The following is an 18,941-nucleotide window of genomic DNA, read 5'->3' as shown; positions in this document are numbered from 1 at the left end:
TATGTAGCTAGAAAAATAAAAGACGAACAAAAAATGCTTCAGGTGGTTATTCCTGAAACATTTTCCGTAGTAATTATACTTCTTTGTTTAAAGCCTTCAAGGTTGAAGAGGCAGATTTTACTATTAAAATCCTTTAAATTGTGGTTCCCTTTTTTCAGCGAATGCCGTAACGCCTTCTTTAGCATCAGAACTTTCGAAAACTTCTTTGGCATAAGAGGCTTCTTTTTCGAATGCTTCTTCTATGGGTAAATTCAATAGCTGAATTACTGCCTTTTTTGTGTTTTGAATTGCAAGCGGGCCATTCTGACATATAATATCAGCATATCTTTCCACTTCATTCATTAACTCTTCTTTTGGAACAACTTTATTTATGAGGCCAATTTTTTCAGCTTTCTCCGCTGTAAGTTGTTCACCGGTTAATAAAATTTCCATAGCTTGGCAATAAGGGATTTGTCTAGCTAAGCGTACGAGTGAACCTGCGGCTGCCATAATCGACCATTTTGGTTCAGGTAAGCCAAATATTGCATTGTCACTTGCAATACGAATATCTGTCGCCTGTAAAATTTCAGTCCCTCCAGCTAAACAATAACCGTTTACGGCAGCAATGATGGGCTTCCAGATTGGCACATTTTTTAAAACAGCTTCGTTTAAGAGCTGGAAATCGAGTTTCCCTTCAGATACAAGAGGAATAGTCTTTTTTAAGTCTGCACCAGAGCAAAAAGCTTTGTCACCCGCGCCTGTTAAAATAATGACTCGAATATCTTTGTCTGCCTGTGCCTCTTTAAAGTATTCTGCAAGCAATTGAAAACCCTCTGGTGTCATTGAATTCATCGCTTCAGGTCTGTTAAACGTAATATATGCTTTAGCACCTTTTTTCTCAAATAAGACAGGTTCCATCATAATTATTCCTCCGCTTCATTCAGTGATTTTATTTCGCCGATCCCATGTATTTAAACGGAAATCATTATTTTCATTTTTCAACAATGATTTCTGAATTTTTTGAGTTGCTGTTTTAGGTAAGCTTTCTCGAAATTCAATGAAACGTGGGATTTTATATTTTGCCATAATAGATTCACACCACTCGATGATTTTTTCTGGTTGTAAATGCAATCCGGGTTTTGTGACAATAAAGACTTTAATTTCTTCACCACAATGGTCATCTGGAATCGGGATAGCAGCTACTTCCATTATTTCAGGATGTGTTAATAAGACTTGTTCTATTTCCGCCGAAGATATATTTTCACCATTGCGTCGGATGATATCTTTTTTTCTGTCTAGAAAATACAAATATCCGTCCGCATCCATATATCCTATATCACCTGAATACATCCATCCATTACGATAGGCCTTTTTAGTTTCCTCTGTATTATTCCAGTACCCCAGTGTCAGTGATGGACCCGTAAAAATGATTTCCCCTGAATCGAGCGGCGATTGAGGGCTCCCTGATTCATCCACAATCATGATTTCATGGTTTTCGAATGATTTTCCACATGAACCAATTTTACGATTTCCGACACGGTTAATTGTTCCAGCACCTTCTGTCATGCCGAACAACTCAATCATTTCCAAACTCCATCTGTTTTCATATTCTTCTATTTTTTGGGGGTCTGCCTGTGCACCCACAGCTAATCGAAGCGTATTATGCTTTTCCTCTCCAGAGACGGTCAATTTTAATAGTGATGGTAAAATTGAGCCTAAATAATAAAAAACGGTTGCTTTAAACTTGTCTATCTCTTGCCAAAACAAGTCTGGTTGAAATCTATCTAAAAGTACTATACTCGAACCTGAAATGAGGGATGCTGTTACTGTTAGTACTTGAGCGTTCATATGAAAGAGAGGTAAGTAGGTTAACAGCCGATCTGTTTCAGTAAACTTCACTGCCTCAACTGCGGACTTTGCCAAATAAAAGTAATATCTATGTGGGCACATGACTCCTTTTGGATTACCAGTAGTTCCCGACGTATACAAAATGGAAGCCAAATCGTTTTCGTCAGGTATTTCATATTCCACACGCCCTGTTTTGACCAATAGACTGTCCATGGAAATCCATCCATTTCTAGATACACCTGTAGTAATCTTAAATCGTATGGACTGACATTCTGATACAGCTGGATCTAGGACATCCTTAATAACACCTTCTTCTCCAACTAACCCTACTACTTTACTATCGTTTAAGATAAAAGAAACTTCTTTTTTTAATAATGACGTGTTGATGGGTACCATAATTGCACCTATACGATTTAGAGCTAGCCAAGTATATAGAAATTCCGGCTTATTTCGAAGATACAATGCAACCCTATCACCTTTAGTAACACCAAGTGAGTTAAATGAGAAAGCTAAAGCGTTTACGCGTTCAAATAGATCTTGATAGATCAAAGCCTCACTGCTCGTATATAAATACTCTTTATTTGGTGTATGATTAGCATGGTAATCTAATAATTGATTTATATGATACACAACTTTTATCCCCTTTCCCTGTTCTCTAAAACAAAAAGAATGGAGGATTTCTATTAATACAATTTCCAGAAAAAACAATCCGCCATTGAAATTAGTATTAAATAAATGAAAGTGAATTTCGGCATAACCATATGATTTTCAAGTAAATTGTTCTCTCAACTTAAACTTTTGAATTTTACCTGAAGGTGTTCTTGGGAGCTCGTCTACAATGAAAATTTGCTTTGGTTTTTTATAACGGGCAATTTTATCATCTATAAATGCTAAAATTTCTTTTTCGGTTACTGTCTGGTCTTGTTGTAAAACGATTATCGCGCATACTGCCTCAATATATTTTGGATCAGGAATACCAATTACAGCTACATCACGTATAGCAGTATGCCGAATTAGTACATCCTCAACTTCCACTGCATATACATTTTCGCCACCGCTGCGTATCATATCTTTTTTTCGACCAGATATCGTTAAATAGCCATCTTCGTCCAAATATCCTAAATCTCCGGTATGACACCATCCGTTTATAAACGTGCTAGCTGTCTCTTCCGGCTTTTCCCAATATCCCATTGACACTGCTGGGCTTTTAATACAAATTTCTCCTACTGTTCCATGACTCAAAACATTACCTTGATCATTTACGATTTTAATTTCAGTGAACGGCATTGGCTTCCCTACTGAATATCCCTTTAGTTTTACATCTTCTGGATCTAATGATGCTGCAACAGGCGTCCCTTCTGTAAGCCCATAAACTTGAACAAAAGCTATATTCGGAAATAGTCCATGTAATTGTTCAATAGCCCACGGGACAACAGGGTCTCCCCCTGAGAAAATACGTTTCAAGTTTGTAAAATCATAAGTAGATAAATGATGTACATTCAGCATGTCATATACCATAAAGGGAAAAAGTAAAATATCGGTTACTTTTTCTTTTTCAATAGTGGACAATACTCTTTCAATATCAAATCCTCCACTATTTGTTAATATGACAGTGCCGCCCATCAATAAAACGGATAACGAAATATCTTCCATCGCTCCAACATGATAGAGTGGGCCCGTAGACATTGCGACTGATTGTTCGTTAAGTCCCCATTTAAGTATTTGCATATTGGCAAACCATAGCGTATTTTCATGTGACCATAGAGCACCTTTAGGTCGACCAGTAGTGCCTGATGTGTACATCAACATGACCGGATCAGATTTATCAATATCTATATCTACTATTTCTGATGGACTACCATTCTCTAATACTGCCCAACTACTTGCCCACTTTGCAGTTGAAATATTATCGTTTTCAAGACAGACAAATTCTTTTACTGAATTTTTGATAGGCTCAATTTTGTCAGTAAGACTTGAATGAAAACAAAGGATTTTGGTTCCTGAATCATTCAAAATATATTCAAACTCTTCACTGGATAATCTAAAGTTTATTCGAACTGCTATTGCACCTAACTTTGCTACTGCAAAGTACAAAGCAAAGTATTCAAGGCAGTTATATAAAAGAATGCCTACCCTGTCTCCTTTTACAATACCCATTTGTCGTAGTGCATGTGCATATTGATTCGAAATCCGATTCAGATCGGCATATGTCCAAGTTGCATTGGACTCTAATTTTAATGCTACTTTTTCAGGAACTATTGTTTGAATTCTATTTTCAACTCTGCTTACTAAATAGCCAACATTCATCTACTAAATCCCTCCTAATCAATCAGCCTTCCATAGCATCGAGCAACTCTTTGTCTAATTTCACATTGGACTTTTGAGTTATTAGCGAAACGATGATAAATACAATAATTGAAACGGAAAATGCGACTGCACCCACGATTACCCCTGGAGGGAGTATGACAACGCCATATTTTGCACAAAGTTCTAATGCGAAATTTAATACCAACCCAATAATTATGCTTGATATCGCCCCATATTTTGTTGCCTTTTTCCAAATCAACCCCAATACTACAGTTGGAAAAATTGCAGACGCGAAAGTTCCCCAACCAAATACACCTAATAATGCTACCAGTGTATCCATATAAAAAGAGAATAGAGTAGAAATAACAAGTAACCCAACAACAGCTATTCTATTCCATAGCAATTCATTTTTTACTTTTATATTAAATGCCTTCGGTATATCTCTTGTTAGGCCAGAAGCTCCTAGAGTAACAAAACTGGAGCCAGTGGACATTATGGCTGCAAGTAATCCTGCAATTACTAAACCGCCAACAACTGGGCTTGTAAAGTGCGTAATAAATACTGTCAGTGCATCATCTGGAGAGGATAGCTCTGGAAATTTCCCTTTTATATATAAAGAGCGAGCAGATAGCCCAATACCAATAACTAATAAAGTACTAAGTGTATAGGCAAATCCTGCAGTGAATGCTCCCCATTTCAATTGTTTTTGATCCTTTACCATTAAGAATTTTGTAATAAAATGAGGTTGGCCAGCTGCACCTAAACTAAATAAGAAGATCCAGCATGCAATGGAAACCATTGAAAAAGTTCCAAATGGAGAAGCCAATAATGGATCAGAGCTTTGTAAATTCTCAGTAATACTCTGAACACCACCACCTACATTAAGTGCCATAAAGAAGACAAGAACGGAAACAACAACCATAATGACGCCTTGAAATAGATCTGTGTATACTCCTGCAATAATTCCTCCACCTACACAGTAGAATCCTAGAATTGCCAGTCCTATCAAAGCCCCTACCATTGGAGATACACCAAATATTGTATGCATAATAATACCCATCGCTTGAACTTGTGTTCCAAGATACCCAATAACTCCGAGGGTAACTGCTAGTCCTATCCATCCCCTTACAGCTTTACTGTTAAATCTTCTCTCCACTACATCACCAAGAGTGTATATTTCTCCTAGTTCTCCAATCTTCCACATTCTTTTACCAACCAAAAACCAAGTTAATGCAAAACCTAAAGGTGCAGCAATTCCGACCCCGGCTAGGAATCCCATTCCACCTGAGAATGTTAACCCTGTCCCTCCTAACATCCCAAAACCACTTTGAATAGAAGAAAATGCAGCGATTGCCATGACGAACATGCCTAAGTTTTTACCTGCTATTAAAAAGTCACTAGTCGTTTTGGTCTTTCTAGTAGCCCAGACCCCAATCAAAATACAAATTATTAGATATATAACTGCTATTACAATAATTGTACTGTTCACTAAGCCCACCCCTTACTATTAGTTTCATTAGCTCACTAATAAATTTAATTACTTAACTTTTCTTCATTAGTAAAAGTCCATGCATATAATAAACATATAATATTAGCTAATGGCCAAATCCCTAGGATATACAAAGCCATACTTGGAGTCAGTCCCAATATATAGGAGCTACCTCCTGTAGGTGTATTAATCGTCATAATATCTAGCGAAACATATAAGATGATATATAAAATTGAAACGGATACTGGAATCCATATTTTACGCGGATTTTGTTTTATACTTTTCAATAATCCCAATAAAACAGCAATGCCAATCACGATTAAATAAGGATATAAAATGAATCGCCACGAACCCATAATTGCCCCAATAAATGTTATGCTGACAAGAATTAGTAACGTGTATATGAGCTTATCGGAAAAAGACATATTCCAACCCCTCCTCGTACTTTTATAAAGAAAACAATTAATCATAAGTGTTTTTCAACAAAATTTACCGTTGTATCACCATTCAAAAACGCTTCATGTTTTATCACATTTTTTAGCATAGGAATATTTGTTTTAATTCCTTCTACAATATATTCATCAAGTGCCTTTTTCATTTCATCAATAGCCTTTTCTCTTGTACTGCCTTTTACAATTAACTTAGCAATCATCGGATCATAAAAAGGAGTGACTGTTGATTGATTATTTACAGCAAGTTCATGACGGATATTTTCTCCTTCAGGCAGCTCCAAATTAGTAATCTTACCGGGAGACGGAAAAAAAGTTATAGGATCTTCTGCATAAATCCTCACTTCTATTGCATGACCGACTCTTTTAATATCAGATTGTGTAAAGGAAAGTTCTTCACCAAATGCAATTTTTAGTTGTTCTTTAACAAGATCTAACCCTGTTATCTCCTCTGTGACGGGATGCTCCACTTGCAATCTTGTGTTCATCTCAAGAAAATAGAAGTTCTTTTCTTCATCCACCAAAAATTCAATTGTTCCAGCATTGCTGTAACCGATTGACTTCGCAGCTCTTACAGCCGCTTCTCCCATTTTCACTCTTGTTTCTTCATCTAAAAATGAAGATGGTGCTTCTTCAAGGACTTTTTGATGACGACGTTGAATCGAACATTCCCTATCCCACAGATAAACGGTACTTTGCTTATTGTCAGCAAGTACCTGTATTTCAATATGCCTTGGATTGGCTACATACTTTTCAATAAACATTGCTCCGTCTCCAAAGTAATTTGTTGCCCTCTTTTGGTTTCCTTCGAATGCTTTCCCCAATTCCTTTGGCTCTTTTACGATTTGCATACCGATACCTCCGCCACCAGCTGATGCTTTTAGCATGATAGGATAACCGATTTCCTCAGCAACATTAATGGCTTCCTCAATGTTTTTCAAAGGATAGTCAATGCCAGGAACAATTGGAATCCCTACTTGATTCATCATTTTCCTTGACTCGATTTTACTGCCCATTTTTGCTATTACATCTGATTTGGGTCCGATAAATACTAGTCCAGCTTCTTCACATCGTTTTACAAAACTTGCATTTTCGGAAAGTAGTCCATAGCCTGGATGAACTGCTTCGGCTCCTGAAGCTTTGGCAATATCTATGATTCTATCGATATTTAGATAACTTTCATTTACACGCGGAGGACCAATTAAATAAGTTTCATCAGCAGCTTTAACATGAAGAGAGTCCTCATCTGCTTCTGAATAAATCGCTACCGTTTCAATCCCCATTTCCTTACATGTTCGTATGATCCTTGCCGCAATCTCACCACGATTTGCAATCAATACTTTTTTAAACATGAATGACATAACCCCTTTCCAGTTACTTCATATAGTTTTACTTTATGCAAAATACTCAACAAAAATGATAGTTTGTTAATAACCCGAATTTCAATGCGATTGTAAATATGCTTCTCTTAGTTTTGATTTGTGAATTTTCCCAGCTGGTGTCATTGGTACTTCATTTACAAATACGAGTTGCTTCGGCACTTTGTAATCTGCGAGATGTTCATGGCAATACGCCAACACTTCTGACTCCTGCAATTGTTTACCGGCTGCTGGAACAATATAAAACCTCCCAACCTCACCATAAAACGGATCAGGAACCCCAATGCCAGCTGCAATTGAAATGTCTGGATGAGTCGTTAAAACATTTTCAATCTCAGCTGGAAGCACATTAAATCCACCTTGAATATAAATTTCTTTTTTTCTTCCTTTAAAGCTGATATATCCTTCCTTATCAGCAGTTACAATATCCCCTGTGAATAACCAACCATCTTCTGAAAAAGTTTCTTTGGTGTTTTCTCCATCCCGATAATATCCTTTTGCGACACACTCTCCTTTCACTAACAACTCTCCCATTTCGCCAATCCCTACTTCTTGTCTCTTACCATCCACAACTTTTGATATGAAGTCTCCAATTAGTACACCAAGTGTATTTTGAACCTTTTCAATAGAATCGCTTGCTCTAGATAATATACAAGCCCCTGAACTCTCACTTAATCCGTATAGACTTACCAATTTTGCATTTGGCATAGACTTCGTTATTTTTTGACATAACGCGGGTTCAACATTCGAACCGCCTATCCAGCAAATCTTCAATGAATTCAAATCGTACTTTGAAAAATCTTTTAGAGAAAATAACATTTGATACATTGTCGGAACTCCACCAAATTGAGTGGCTTTATGTTGTTGTATTGCTGATAATACATTTTCCGGTCGAAATTCTGGGATTAACACTGCCATTCCCTGACTTATCAAAGTAACGGTAACTTGACATGTAATGCCCCCAACATGATTAAGCGGCAGACTTTGAATGGTTACATCTTCTTCCGTTATTTGGAGATGATTAACCTGAGCACGAGCTGAAGCTAAAATACTGCGATGAGTAATTCTAGCTCCTTTCGGCTTGCCTGTTGTTCCAGAAGTATAAATCATGACTGCAAGATCTTCCGGACTAACTTCCTTTATATGGGCATTCAATTTATCGTTAACTAGATTTCTTGTTATTAATTCTGAGAAGGATAGACTGCCTTCAAACCCCTCACCGATAAAGATATACTTTTCAACAGTTGGGACTTTCGGTTGAAATTTGTAGAAAAATTCAGAAAAATTAAAACCTGGAATTTTATCAATAGATACGATTGCTTTTACTTCAGAATGATTCAACATATATTCCAATTCGCTGTCCCGATAGCGAACGCTTAAAGCGACTACCCCGACACCTATCTTAGTTGCAGCAAAATACGAAATGAGCCATTCCATTTGATTTAAAGCAAGGATCCCAATATGATCCCCCTTTTTTAAACCTTCCTCTAAAAAAGCCGAAGCCAAACGATCTGTCACTTCATTTAATTGCTTATAGGTTAGACTTTTCGATCCTTCATATAAAAATATGTTATCAGGATATATATTTACTGCTTTTTGCAATGCATCATTTATCGTTCCCATCTTAAACCTCCCCATTAGTTGTAAAGTCTTTTTATTCGAAGATCGCTTAATATCTACTTATCAAGTCAATAACAGATAAGGGCTCTTTTAACAATCTTTCAGCCCTTATATTACAAACCTCATCACTTCCTGGCAGCCACAAAAACCGATTTTCATATTTGGGGCTACCCTTTATATTCATTTTTCTCACCATTTAATTGCGTTCTTCTTCACCTTAAACATTATTTTTGCTTACCATAACTAGCTTCCAGCCCACTACGAGCATCCATTTGAATTCCGTATTGTGGAACGGGATATCGTAAGCCATTTTTACTTAACCTTTCTAGTCCTTCTAAAGCTTTTACTAAATCTTTAGGTGCTAGCGCTATTAATAATTCATCATCTAGTACACCACCATAACGACGTTCTGCAAAACATGGGATTGACAAGCTAGGTTCACCTGTAGCAAGCGCTCTTCCCCATGAGTCAGCGCAGGAAGACTCCCCAACAACTCCCCACTCCAGCTTTTTGTAATTCTTCCATTGTAATCCGTTAATAAAGAGGATCATCTGCCCAGGTGTTGCATAGATCAGACAAATATCAGGAGGACTCAATCTGTTCGATACAAGAGGTGAGACCGCCATCGCTTCATATTTACCATATGGATTGAGGGTCATTGCAGCTTGATGAGCAGCGGAGTCTTTCTGGTTTTCAAACCAAACTCCAGCCATCTCTTTCCCAGCTAACCATTGCTCATCACGGGGATGCAACCCAAGAACAGCACTGCATTGTGGCATAACTAAATCCTCTGCTGTAATACCTACAGTCCATCCCAATCTGGCTGCTTGTGCTACAACTTGATCTGCAGTGTAGACAGCATTTGGTCTTCTAATTTTCGGTATCGCTTCCATTTCCTCTTTTTTCTCAAACATTTTCATGCCAATTGGTACTGTCTTCAATTTCAAATATTTATTGAGTTTGTCAACAATTGAAATCCAATCGTATGTTTCTGTGTCAATTGACATATAACCACATCCTTTTTCTCTTTTTTATTTCTCCTTATTGACAAGTACTTTTAACACTCCGGTCGTCACAGGCTCCCCTGTTTGTTTAATAATTTTTTGATTAAATGTAACTACACCCGTACCATTTCCTTTGTCTAGTAAATCAGTTACTTCAAGTTCTACATGAATCGTGTCATTTATGAATGTTGGATGAATAAAACGAAGATTTTCAATTCCGTAAAAAGCAACTATAACGTCTGGATCCATCACCTGAAGTCCATTAGCGACTGATAAAACAAGCATTCCATGTGCAATCCTTTGTTTAAACGGAGTGTTCTTTTCCGCATACTCCTTATCTGTATGAAGTGGGTACCAATCTCCGCTAAACGCAGAAAACATTACGATATCCGACTCCGTAATCGTACGACCTCTGGAGCTCCATGTCTCATTTACTTCAAAGTGTTCAAATTTTTTATTAAACATTGTTATCAACTCCTGAAATTATAGAATTTTCTGATTTTTCAATGCGTAAAGATGTTTTCAATACCTTTCCTGTTGCATTTCTAGGCAGTTCATCGACAAATTCTATTTGCTTTGGAATTTTAAATTGGGCCAGCTTTCCTTCGCAAAATCCTCGAACATCTAGAAGACTCATTTGTTCATCCTTGTTCTTCAAAGCAATAACCGCTTTCACGGACTCTCCCCATTTTTCATCTGGATAACCTACAATAGCTACCTCTTTTATATTTGGATGGCGGAATAATACTTGCTCAACCTCAATAGGGTAGACGTTTTCGCCTCCTGTAATTATCATATCTTTCATACGATCTACGATATAAAGAAATCCTTCTTCATCCTGTTTTGCAAGGTCTCCAGTGTAAAACCATCCGTTTCGAATTGCATCTCTTGTTGCTCTCGGTTTATTCCAATATTCGATAAAGTTATTAGGCCCTTTCACAATTAACTCTCCTACTAGCCCAACTGATACCTCTTTATCATTTAAATCTACAATTTTAATATCAGTATGAATCGGAGGTTTTCCAACAGAACCATTTTTCCTCAGACTATTACCACTATCAAGTACGGCGACTACAGGAGCCGTTTCTGTTAAACCGAAACCTTCGAAGAATGGAATGCCTCTTCTCTGGAAAAATTCAATGATTGTGAGTGGACAAGGAGCCCCACCTGATAAATTAAATTTCAATGAACTTAAATCAAATTGATCTAATGTTGGAAATTGTGTAATGGCAAGCCACATTGCTGGGACAAGAAACAATGATGTTATTTTTTCTTGTTCAACGATTTCTAACGTAGATTGGGGATCAAATTTATCCTGCAATACTACCGTCCCACCTCTGTACAAAGTGGGTGTTGTGAAGATATTCATCCCACCGATATGAAACAATGGTGCTACTCCTAACGTAATCATATTTTCATCAACCGGTAAGCTGTTAATACAATTTATAGCATTCCATTGTGTATTACCATGTGTTAAGACTGCTCCCTTTGGCCTTCCAGTCGTTCCAGATGTATACATCATCATGTGAGCATCTTCAAGACCTACTTCATATTCTGTCTCCTCGTTCTTTGCTTGAATAAGAAGTTGTTCATAATTTATATCATTTTCAGTATAATCATCTCCAACGCGAATAAAAGAATGTATTTGCGTTGTCCTTGATTTCAGCCCATTCACAATTGCTTCAAGCCGCTCATCGTAAATGAAAATAATTCCACCTGAATCATGAACAACATATTCGACTTCTTCTAAACTTAAACGAAAATTAATCGGCACAAAGATTGCACCTATTTTTGCACAAGCAAACATGGCTTCCATTAATTCATTTCTGTTAAACAACAATGCATTAACTCGATCACCTTTTCTTACACCGAGATTCACAAGGGAATTTGCCAATCGATTCACTCTGTCATTCAATTCTCGATAAGTAAATCGTTTGTCTTTGTAGATGATTGCCGTCTTCTCTGCCCTAAAATCACTATGCTTAACAAGCCAAGAACCGATGCCATTTATCATAAATCGTTTACCGCTCCTTTCTATTATTACTGCATCAGGTTTACATCTATAAATAGCGCTTCATACTGTTTACGTAGTTTCTGCTTTTGAATTTTCCCCGTAGTTGTCATCGGGAAGTCTTTAACAAACACAACTTTTTTCGGAACTTGAAAACCACCAAGATGCTGTTTACAATAACCGATTATTTCTTCTTCAGTCACATCACTTCCATCTTTAGGACGAACGAAAGCAGTTACAGCTTCAATCCATCTCTCATGAGGAAGTCCGATGATAACTGCATTCTCAATTTTTTCGTAGTTTAGTAGTGTTTGTTCAATTTTTATTGAAGCTACATTTTCTCCGCCTGTTTTAATCATGTCTTTTTTTCGATCAACGAACATCATTTGTCCATCTTCATCCCAATATCCTAAATCACCAGTATGATGCCAATCGAACAAACGCGTTTCTTTTGTTGCCTCATCATTATCTAAATACCCGTTCATAACATTGGGACCACGATGTACAATTTCTCCTAATTGTCCCTTTGGTAATATATTTCCATCGTCATCCATCACTGCTGTATCATTTAGTAATGCCGTCGTTCCCCAATAGGAACCGAATCTTTTTAGCTGCTCTTCCGGTTTAAACAACATTGTTGCTGGATACATCTCCGTTTGTCCTGTACCAAGCAAAAAGTCCGCTCCAAGTTCATTGATACCTTTTTTTAGTGTATTTTGATCCATTGGTGCCATTGCATAGAGACAAGTCTTCAATGACTTCAAATTATACTTATTGCGATTAGGATGATGGATAATCGCTCTGTACATCATTGGTAGCGCAAATAAAAACGTACCTTTCTCTTTGGCAATCAACTGCATAAAATTCTCAGGTTCAAACTTCTTAACAATTACGACTTTGGCTCCAATTGTTAAGAATGAAGTTAAAAACGTATGCTGAGCACAATGATACATTGGCATGACTGCAAATAACACTTCGCTTCTCTCTATTCCTATATCTATAATGTTACTTAGACTTGCAAAATACACGCTTAAATGACTGATGCAAACTCCTTTTGGATTGCCTGTTGTACCGCTTGTAAACATAATTTGCGCTACATCACGGTCTTGAATATCGACATTCGGTTCTTTGTGAGATTGTCCAATTAGCGTTTCTGCAAAGGACTTTTCACTTCCTTGATCTTGATTATTGGCAACAAGGATGTTCTTCATATCAAAAAGAGAATGATCAGCTTGCAATAAATCATAATCAATAATCGTCAGCTTCGCGTCAACTTTGTTTAAAATATACTTTTTTTCTGAAATAGAAAGGCCCGGATTAACTGGTACCCAAATAAGACCTGCCTTTTGTATGCCAAACATGGCTATTGTATGTTCAATGGAATTACCACATATAGTTGCAATTGCATCTCCTTTTACATAACCGCTTTCAATCAAATAATTAGCGAAATAATTACTAGCATGATCAAACTCTTGATAAGTAAGTTTTTTATCTCCTTCCACAAGCGCCGTATCATCTTGATAACGCCTGGCTGCTCTACGAATGATATCTCCGATTGCAACACGATTAACTACTGAAACTTCTTCCAACATCTTCATTTCCTCCACTCTATTTATTCATAGTGATTTGAAGTTTTTTCGTTAATATTTCATTCATGATTTGCGTTGTTCCTCCACCGATAGATTGAATACGCGCATCACGCCAATAACGTTGAATAGGATACTCCATCATATAACCGTTTCCGCCGTGAATTTGAAGAGCTTGGTCACATACTCTACTCACCATTTCCGCCGAATATGCTTTTGCCATTGTTGCTTCTGTTGTTACATCGTGGCCTCTTTCATATTGATAAATCGCCCGATACGTAATATGTCTTGCTTTTTCAATTTCGACGGCCATATCTACCATCTTATGTCGAAGTACTTGAAATTGGCTTAGTGGCCCACCAAATTGCATTCGTTCTTTACTGTATTGAATAGTTTCTTCTAGTGCCTTTTCGGCTAGTGCGATACTAGTGAGAGCAAGCGTTAACCTTTCCCATTGGAAATTGATCATTACATATTTAAATCCTTCATTTATTGTACCGACCACATTCTCTTTAGGTACTTTTACATTTTCGAAATACAGTTCGCCCGTATCAGATCCGTGCCAACCCAATTTATCAAGTTTCTTTCCAACAGAAAATCCTTCCCAATCAGTTTCTACAATTAATAGACTCATATTACGATGCCCTGGACCATCAGCAGTTTTTGCAGCAACGATTACATAGTCAGCGTTCACCCCATTTGTGATAAAAGTTTTTGTGCCATTTAAGAGGTAATGATCACCTTTATCTACTGCTTTCGTGGTAATTGAAGACACATCACTACCAGCATTTGGTTCGGTAATACCCAATGCGGCAATTTTTTTCCCTTCAATTCCAGGTTTTAAGTATTTTATCTTTTGGTCATGATTACCAAAACGCCAAAGAGGAGTTAAAGCAATGCCGATATGGGCAACAATCGAAGCGCCAATTCCACCCGATCCGCACTTTGTTAGTTCTTCATTAAAAATAGCATCCATAATAAGATCAGACCCTGATCCTCCGTACTCTACTGGAAACTTAGTCCCCAAGTACCCTAATTGTCCAAGTCTTTCAAACATACTTCTTGGAACTTCTCCAGCTACTTCCCAGTCTTCAACAAATGGAACTATTTCTTTTTCTACAAATTTTCTTATTGAATTACGAAACATGTTATGTTCTTCGTTAAACATCCAGTGGGTCATTTTATCACTCCCTTTTCTCTGGTTTACAGTCCTATTTGTTTCGATATGATTTCTTTCATGATTTCATCTGCTCCCGCCCCAATTCGATGCAGCCTTGTATCGCGCCAAATGCGTTGAATAGGGTATTCTGACATATAACCATTTCCACCGAATATTTGTAGTGCTCTATCGGCTACCCAATGGGCCATTTGTGCGGCTGCAAGTTTTGACATTGATATTTCTTTACTAGGTACTTCACCTTTTGCAAAACGATATGCAGTTGCATATGTCAATTCCCTACACACTTCTATTTCCGTTTTCATTTCTGCGAGCAGATGGGCAATCACTTGGAAATTAGCGATTGGTTGCTTAAACTGGCTTCTCGATTTTGCATATTGATAGGCTAGATCATAGGCATATTCCGCCATACCAATTGATCCTGCAGCCGAAATCATTCGTTCCCCTTGTAGCTCCCACATAATATAGGAAAATCCCTTTCCTTCTTCTCCAAGTAAGTTGGCTTCAGGTACTCTAACATTGTCAAATATCAGTTCGGCAGTATCTGATGAACGCATACCAACTTTGTCTAGTTTTCTGCTAACAGATACACCAGGACTGTCAAGTTCTACTAGAAACAAACTGATTCCTTTATAACCCGGTTCATCTGAAGTTCTTGTGACGAGCGTAACAAAGTCGGCACGTGTACCATTCGTAATAAACATTTTAGAACCATTTATTATCCATTCGTTACCGTCTTTTCGGGCCCGTGTCTCGATAGAAGCAACGTCTGAACCATGATTTGGCTCTGTTATACCAATCGCAGCAAGCTTTTCTCCTTTTATCGCAGGTTTTAAAAACCGTTCTTTTTGATCTGCATTTCCAAATTGATCAATTGGAGGTGTCGCCATATCAGTTTGAACTGAGATTGCCATTGGGAAGCCTCCACAGCCGCATTTAGCAAGTTCCTCAGCAAATACGATACCAGTAAAGTAATCTCCGCCTTGTCCTCCTACTTCTTCCGAATAGCGCAGTCCAAGGAATCCAAGATCACCCATTCTTTTTAATATTTCTATTGGAAATTCTCCCGCTGCTTCCCACTCTTCGACAAATGGTTTAACCTCTTTGTCCACGAATTTACGGATAGTTTTGCGGAGCTGTTCGTGCTCTTCTGTAAAATAAGGTTCATATGCCATATTCAAACCTCCACTTTTTAAGTACTAGAACGATCTAGACTAGTATCTCTTTTCAAAGTTCAATTACCACTCACAGTGACTTGGTACTAAGAATCTTCCATGAATATCACTTTTGATAGATGCAAGCTCAACAACGGAGAAAACAAACGTCTTCTTTGAAAGGTGTCTTTTTTGCCTTCTCCCTGACTTTCATCTGTCATCATAATTCATACAATTTCTAGTTAAATTCATGCTTAAATAGACTGTGTAAGAAATCGCAACCCAAGTAAAAGTAAAACTAATAATAGGTAATTACCGACAATAATTAATCCCCAATTAGAATAACTACTGCTTCTTCTTGAACGAAATCACCTTCTGCCACCTTAATTTCTTTTACTATACCTGCTTCTGTTGCTTCGATTGGAATTTCCATTTTCATTGACTCTAAAATTACTACTACGTCCCCTACAGCTACTGTATCTCCTTCACTAACTTCGATTTTCCATACGCTTCCGCCCATTGGTGATAGTATTTCCATTAAATTCTCCTCCTTATTTTCCTACCCATTCAGGTTTTCTTTTTTCTAAAAAGGCTGATGCACCTTCTTTTAAATCTTCACTTTGAAAGGACACGATTCTCAATGTCGATAAATAATCAAATGACTTCATGAAATCCATTTGTTCAGTATTATAATAGGCTTCCAAGCCTAAACCGACAGCTAAAGGACTATGTGAAGCAACAGTTTTAGCCAATGCCCATGTTTCCTCTTCCAACTGTTCATGTGGAACTACTTTATGCACGAGTTCATATTCATTAGCCTTCTTGGCATCAATGATTTCAGCTGTTAACATCAGCTCCATAACACGTCGATTTCCAACTGCACGCCTTACCCAAGGCAAAATTACATATGGAATAATTCCAAGTCTCAATTCAGTTAGTCCTAATTTCGCCTGATCCGATGCAATCGCAATATGTGACATAGCGACTAGACCGGTTCCTCCACCGAGAGCAGAGCCGTTAACAGAGGCAATGATAGGTGTTTTAACTTTTGCACCTAGTTTAAAAAGTTCTGTACTGTCTAGACCTTCCTTGTGAAGCTGCGGAACTGTTTTTTCAAAATTCTCTTTAAATTCATTTAAATTACCACCTGCTGAAAATGCTTTTCCAGCCCCAGTTAATATTATTGCGTACACTTCTTTGTCTTCATCAGCCGCACGAATCGCTTGTATCAATTCTTTTGTTAATTGATTACTTAAAGGATTCCTTATTTTCGGTAGATTCATAGTAATTTTCGCTATATTTTCATTCACTTCGTATAAAATAGTTTCATAACTCATTTTTCCACCTCTTTTTAGTAGATAGTTAAACTGGAGCTATAGCATTTCGTTTATCGTATGTTTTCACATTTTTTGTTCTATATTGGTTAAAACGACGAATCAGATTATTTCTCAGTTCATCAAATCCAACCAAATCATCAATTACTAGTTCTGATGCGAGTCTGTAAATATCAATATCTGCAATATATTCTTCCTTTTTTTCATTGATGTAAGCTTGGCGCTCTTCTTCAGGTGTTTCTTGAATCTTATTGTAATAAACCGCATTAATCGCAGCTTCAGGGCCCATAACTGCAATTTGAGCACTTGGTAAGGCAAGTACTGCATCAGAACCGAACGCTGGACCTGCCATCGCGTATAGCCCTGCTCCATAACATTTACGAACAACTACCGAAATAATAGGAACAGTTGCTTGCGACAATGCTGAGATCATTTTCGCACCATGACGAATGATTCCACTCCGCTCAACTTTTGAACCAATCATATATCCCGGCACATCGGACAAATATAGTAAGGGAATGTTATATGCATTACAAATCATCGTAAATCGAGCTGCTTTATCGGGAGAATCTACAAATAATGTTCCTCCCTTTACCTTTGATTGGTTTGCAATAATCCCTTTAATCTCCCCATTTAGTCGAGCAAATCCTGTTATTAATTCTGGTGCAAATAATTTCTTGTATTCGAACCAACTACCTTCGTCAATAATTTGGTCAATTAATTCGTACATATCAAATGGAGTGTTTTGGTTTAATGGGATAATTTCTTCAATTGTTCTCCCTTTAACTGGTTCTTTTACAGCTTGATGAGGTGCACTTTCCTGCCAATTTTGAGGCATATATTCTAAATAACGTTTACAAACATCAATAGCCTCTTCCTCACTTTCAACAAGGACATCACCTAATCCGCTTACTGAACAATGCATTCTTGCTCCACCCATGTTGTCCATCGTTGTTTTTTCTCCAATTGCCATTTCAACCATTCTAGGGGATCCTAAATAGGCACTAGAATTCCCTTCGACCATAATGACCAAATCTGAAAATGCAGGAACATACGCAGCACCTGCAGGAGAAGGCCCAAAAAGAATGGCGATTTGTGGAACTACTCCTGATAATTGAATTTGATTGTAGAATATCTTCCCACCATGTCTTCTACCCGGAAACACATCAATTTGTTCAGTAATCCTTGCTCCCGCCGAGTCAATAAGATATAGAATAGGGATTTTTAAAACTGCAGCTTTTTCTTGAATACGAATATTCTTTTCTACTGATTTTGGCCCCCACGAACCAGCTTTAACTGTAGAATCTGCTGCTAAAAAGCAAACCATTCTTCCGTTAATTTCACCAATACCAGTTACGCATCCATCTGCAGGTAATGACGGATCATCATTATTTGCAAATACACCATCTTCAATAATTGAGTTTGGATCAAATAGTCTTTGCAAACGGTCTCGAACAAACATTTTCCCACTTTTTTCATTCCGTTCATGGTATATCTCTTTTCCACCTTTTAAGATACGTTCTTTTTCTGTATAATACTTTTGATTGTCACTGCGCATTTTCAACACTCCCAATAAATAATATTGTTAAATCTTTCATCTATTA

16 protein-coding genes are annotated in these 18,941 nt (G+C 37.4%); all 16 read right to left on the bottom strand.

The window, feature by feature from the left end; all coding sequences use genetic code 11:
- Positions 1 to 123: 123 nt before the first annotated feature.
- Positions 124 to 900 carry an enoyl-CoA hydratase/isomerase family protein gene (locus AC3IS5_RS05275; protein ID WP_489426866.1) on the bottom strand — a complete coding sequence of 259 codons (777 nt, stop codon included), beginning with the start codon at positions 898 to 900 and terminating at the stop codon, positions 124 to 126.
- Positions 901 to 915: 15 nt separating this feature from the next.
- Entirely contained in the window at positions 916 to 2,457 is a 1,542-nt protein-coding gene (locus AC3IS5_RS05270) for an AMP-binding protein (RefSeq protein ID WP_489426865.1), read from the bottom strand.
- A gap of 138 nt (positions 2,458 to 2,595) precedes the next feature.
- On the bottom strand, positions 2,596 to 4,134 hold the full coding sequence (locus AC3IS5_RS05265; RefSeq protein ID WP_489426864.1) for a class I adenylate-forming enzyme family protein: 1,539 nt from the start codon (positions 4,132 to 4,134) through the stop codon (positions 2,596 to 2,598).
- A 22-nt stretch (positions 4,135 to 4,156) separates the two neighbouring features.
- On the bottom strand, positions 4,157 to 5,623 hold the full coding sequence (locus AC3IS5_RS05260) for a sodium:solute symporter family transporter (protein ID WP_489426863.1): 1,467 nt from the start codon (positions 5,621 to 5,623) through the stop codon (positions 4,157 to 4,159).
- Positions 5,624 to 5,667: 44 nt separating this feature from the next.
- Positions 5,668 to 6,048, bottom strand: coding sequence for a hypothetical protein (locus tag AC3IS5_RS05255; protein WP_489426862.1), 381 nt, complete (start codon positions 6,046 to 6,048; stop codon positions 5,668 to 5,670).
- Positions 6,049 to 6,089: 41 nt separating this feature from the next.
- The gene (locus tag AC3IS5_RS05250) at positions 6,090 to 7,424 is read right to left on the bottom strand and encodes an acetyl-CoA carboxylase biotin carboxylase subunit (protein WP_489426861.1); all 1,335 of its coding nucleotides are present in this window, start codon (positions 7,422 to 7,424) and stop codon (positions 6,090 to 6,092) included.
- A 90-nt stretch (positions 7,425 to 7,514) separates the two neighbouring features.
- Positions 7,515 to 9,074: a class I adenylate-forming enzyme family protein gene (locus tag AC3IS5_RS05245; protein WP_489426860.1), complete on the bottom strand. Its 1,560-nt coding sequence runs from the start codon at positions 9,072 to 9,074 to the stop codon at positions 7,515 to 7,517.
- 221 nt (positions 9,075 to 9,295) lie between these two features.
- A complete protein-coding gene (locus AC3IS5_RS05240) occupies positions 9,296 to 10,078 on the bottom strand; it encodes a DUF169 domain-containing protein (protein ID WP_489426859.1) in 783 nt (260 codons plus the stop codon).
- A 24-nt stretch (positions 10,079 to 10,102) separates the two neighbouring features.
- Positions 10,103 to 10,540 carry a MaoC/PaaZ C-terminal domain-containing protein gene (locus AC3IS5_RS05235; RefSeq protein ID WP_489426858.1) on the bottom strand — a complete coding sequence of 146 codons (438 nt, stop codon included), beginning with the start codon at positions 10,538 to 10,540 and terminating at the stop codon, positions 10,103 to 10,105.
- Positions 10,533 to 12,089 (bottom strand): acyl-CoA synthetase, encoded by a 1,557-nt coding sequence (locus tag AC3IS5_RS05230; protein ID WP_489426857.1) that lies wholly within the window; start codon positions 12,087 to 12,089, stop codon positions 10,533 to 10,535. Before AC3IS5_RS05230 ends, AC3IS5_RS05235 begins: the two co-directional genes overlap by 8 nt.
- A 26-nt stretch (positions 12,090 to 12,115) precedes the next feature.
- Positions 12,116 to 13,678, bottom strand: a complete 1,563-nt coding sequence (locus AC3IS5_RS05225; protein ID WP_489426856.1) for a class I adenylate-forming enzyme family protein — start codon at positions 13,676 to 13,678, stop codon at positions 12,116 to 12,118.
- 16 nt (positions 13,679 to 13,694) lie between these two features.
- Positions 13,695 to 14,852, bottom strand: coding sequence for an acyl-CoA dehydrogenase family protein (locus AC3IS5_RS05220; protein ID WP_489426855.1), 1,158 nt, complete (start codon positions 14,850 to 14,852; stop codon positions 13,695 to 13,697).
- A 23-nt stretch (positions 14,853 to 14,875) separates the two neighbouring features.
- Positions 14,876 to 16,024 (bottom strand): acyl-CoA dehydrogenase family protein, encoded by a 1,149-nt coding sequence (locus tag AC3IS5_RS05215; protein ID WP_489426854.1) that lies wholly within the window; start codon positions 16,022 to 16,024, stop codon positions 14,876 to 14,878.
- Positions 16,025 to 16,328: 304 nt separating this feature from the next.
- The gene (locus AC3IS5_RS05210) at positions 16,329 to 16,541 is read right to left on the bottom strand and encodes an acyl-CoA carboxylase biotin carboxyl carrier protein subunit (RefSeq protein ID WP_340705919.1); all 213 of its coding nucleotides are present in this window, start codon (positions 16,539 to 16,541) and stop codon (positions 16,329 to 16,331) included.
- Positions 16,542 to 16,554: 13 nt separating this feature from the next.
- Positions 16,555 to 17,340 (bottom strand): enoyl-CoA hydratase/isomerase family protein, encoded by a 786-nt coding sequence (locus AC3IS5_RS05205; protein ID WP_489426853.1) that lies wholly within the window; start codon positions 17,338 to 17,340, stop codon positions 16,555 to 16,557.
- Positions 17,341 to 17,365: 25 nt separating this feature from the next.
- Complete coding sequence (locus AC3IS5_RS05200; RefSeq protein ID WP_489426852.1) at positions 17,366 to 18,895, bottom strand: acyl-CoA carboxylase subunit beta; 1,530 nt, start codon at positions 18,893 to 18,895, stop codon at positions 17,366 to 17,368.
- Positions 18,896 to 18,941 lie beyond the last annotated feature (46 nt).

This window comes from Viridibacillus sp. KH_047 (genome assembly GCF_057838945.1).
Note: the sequence above shows the minus strand (reverse complement) of the source record. Positions and strands in the feature narration are given on the sequence as shown.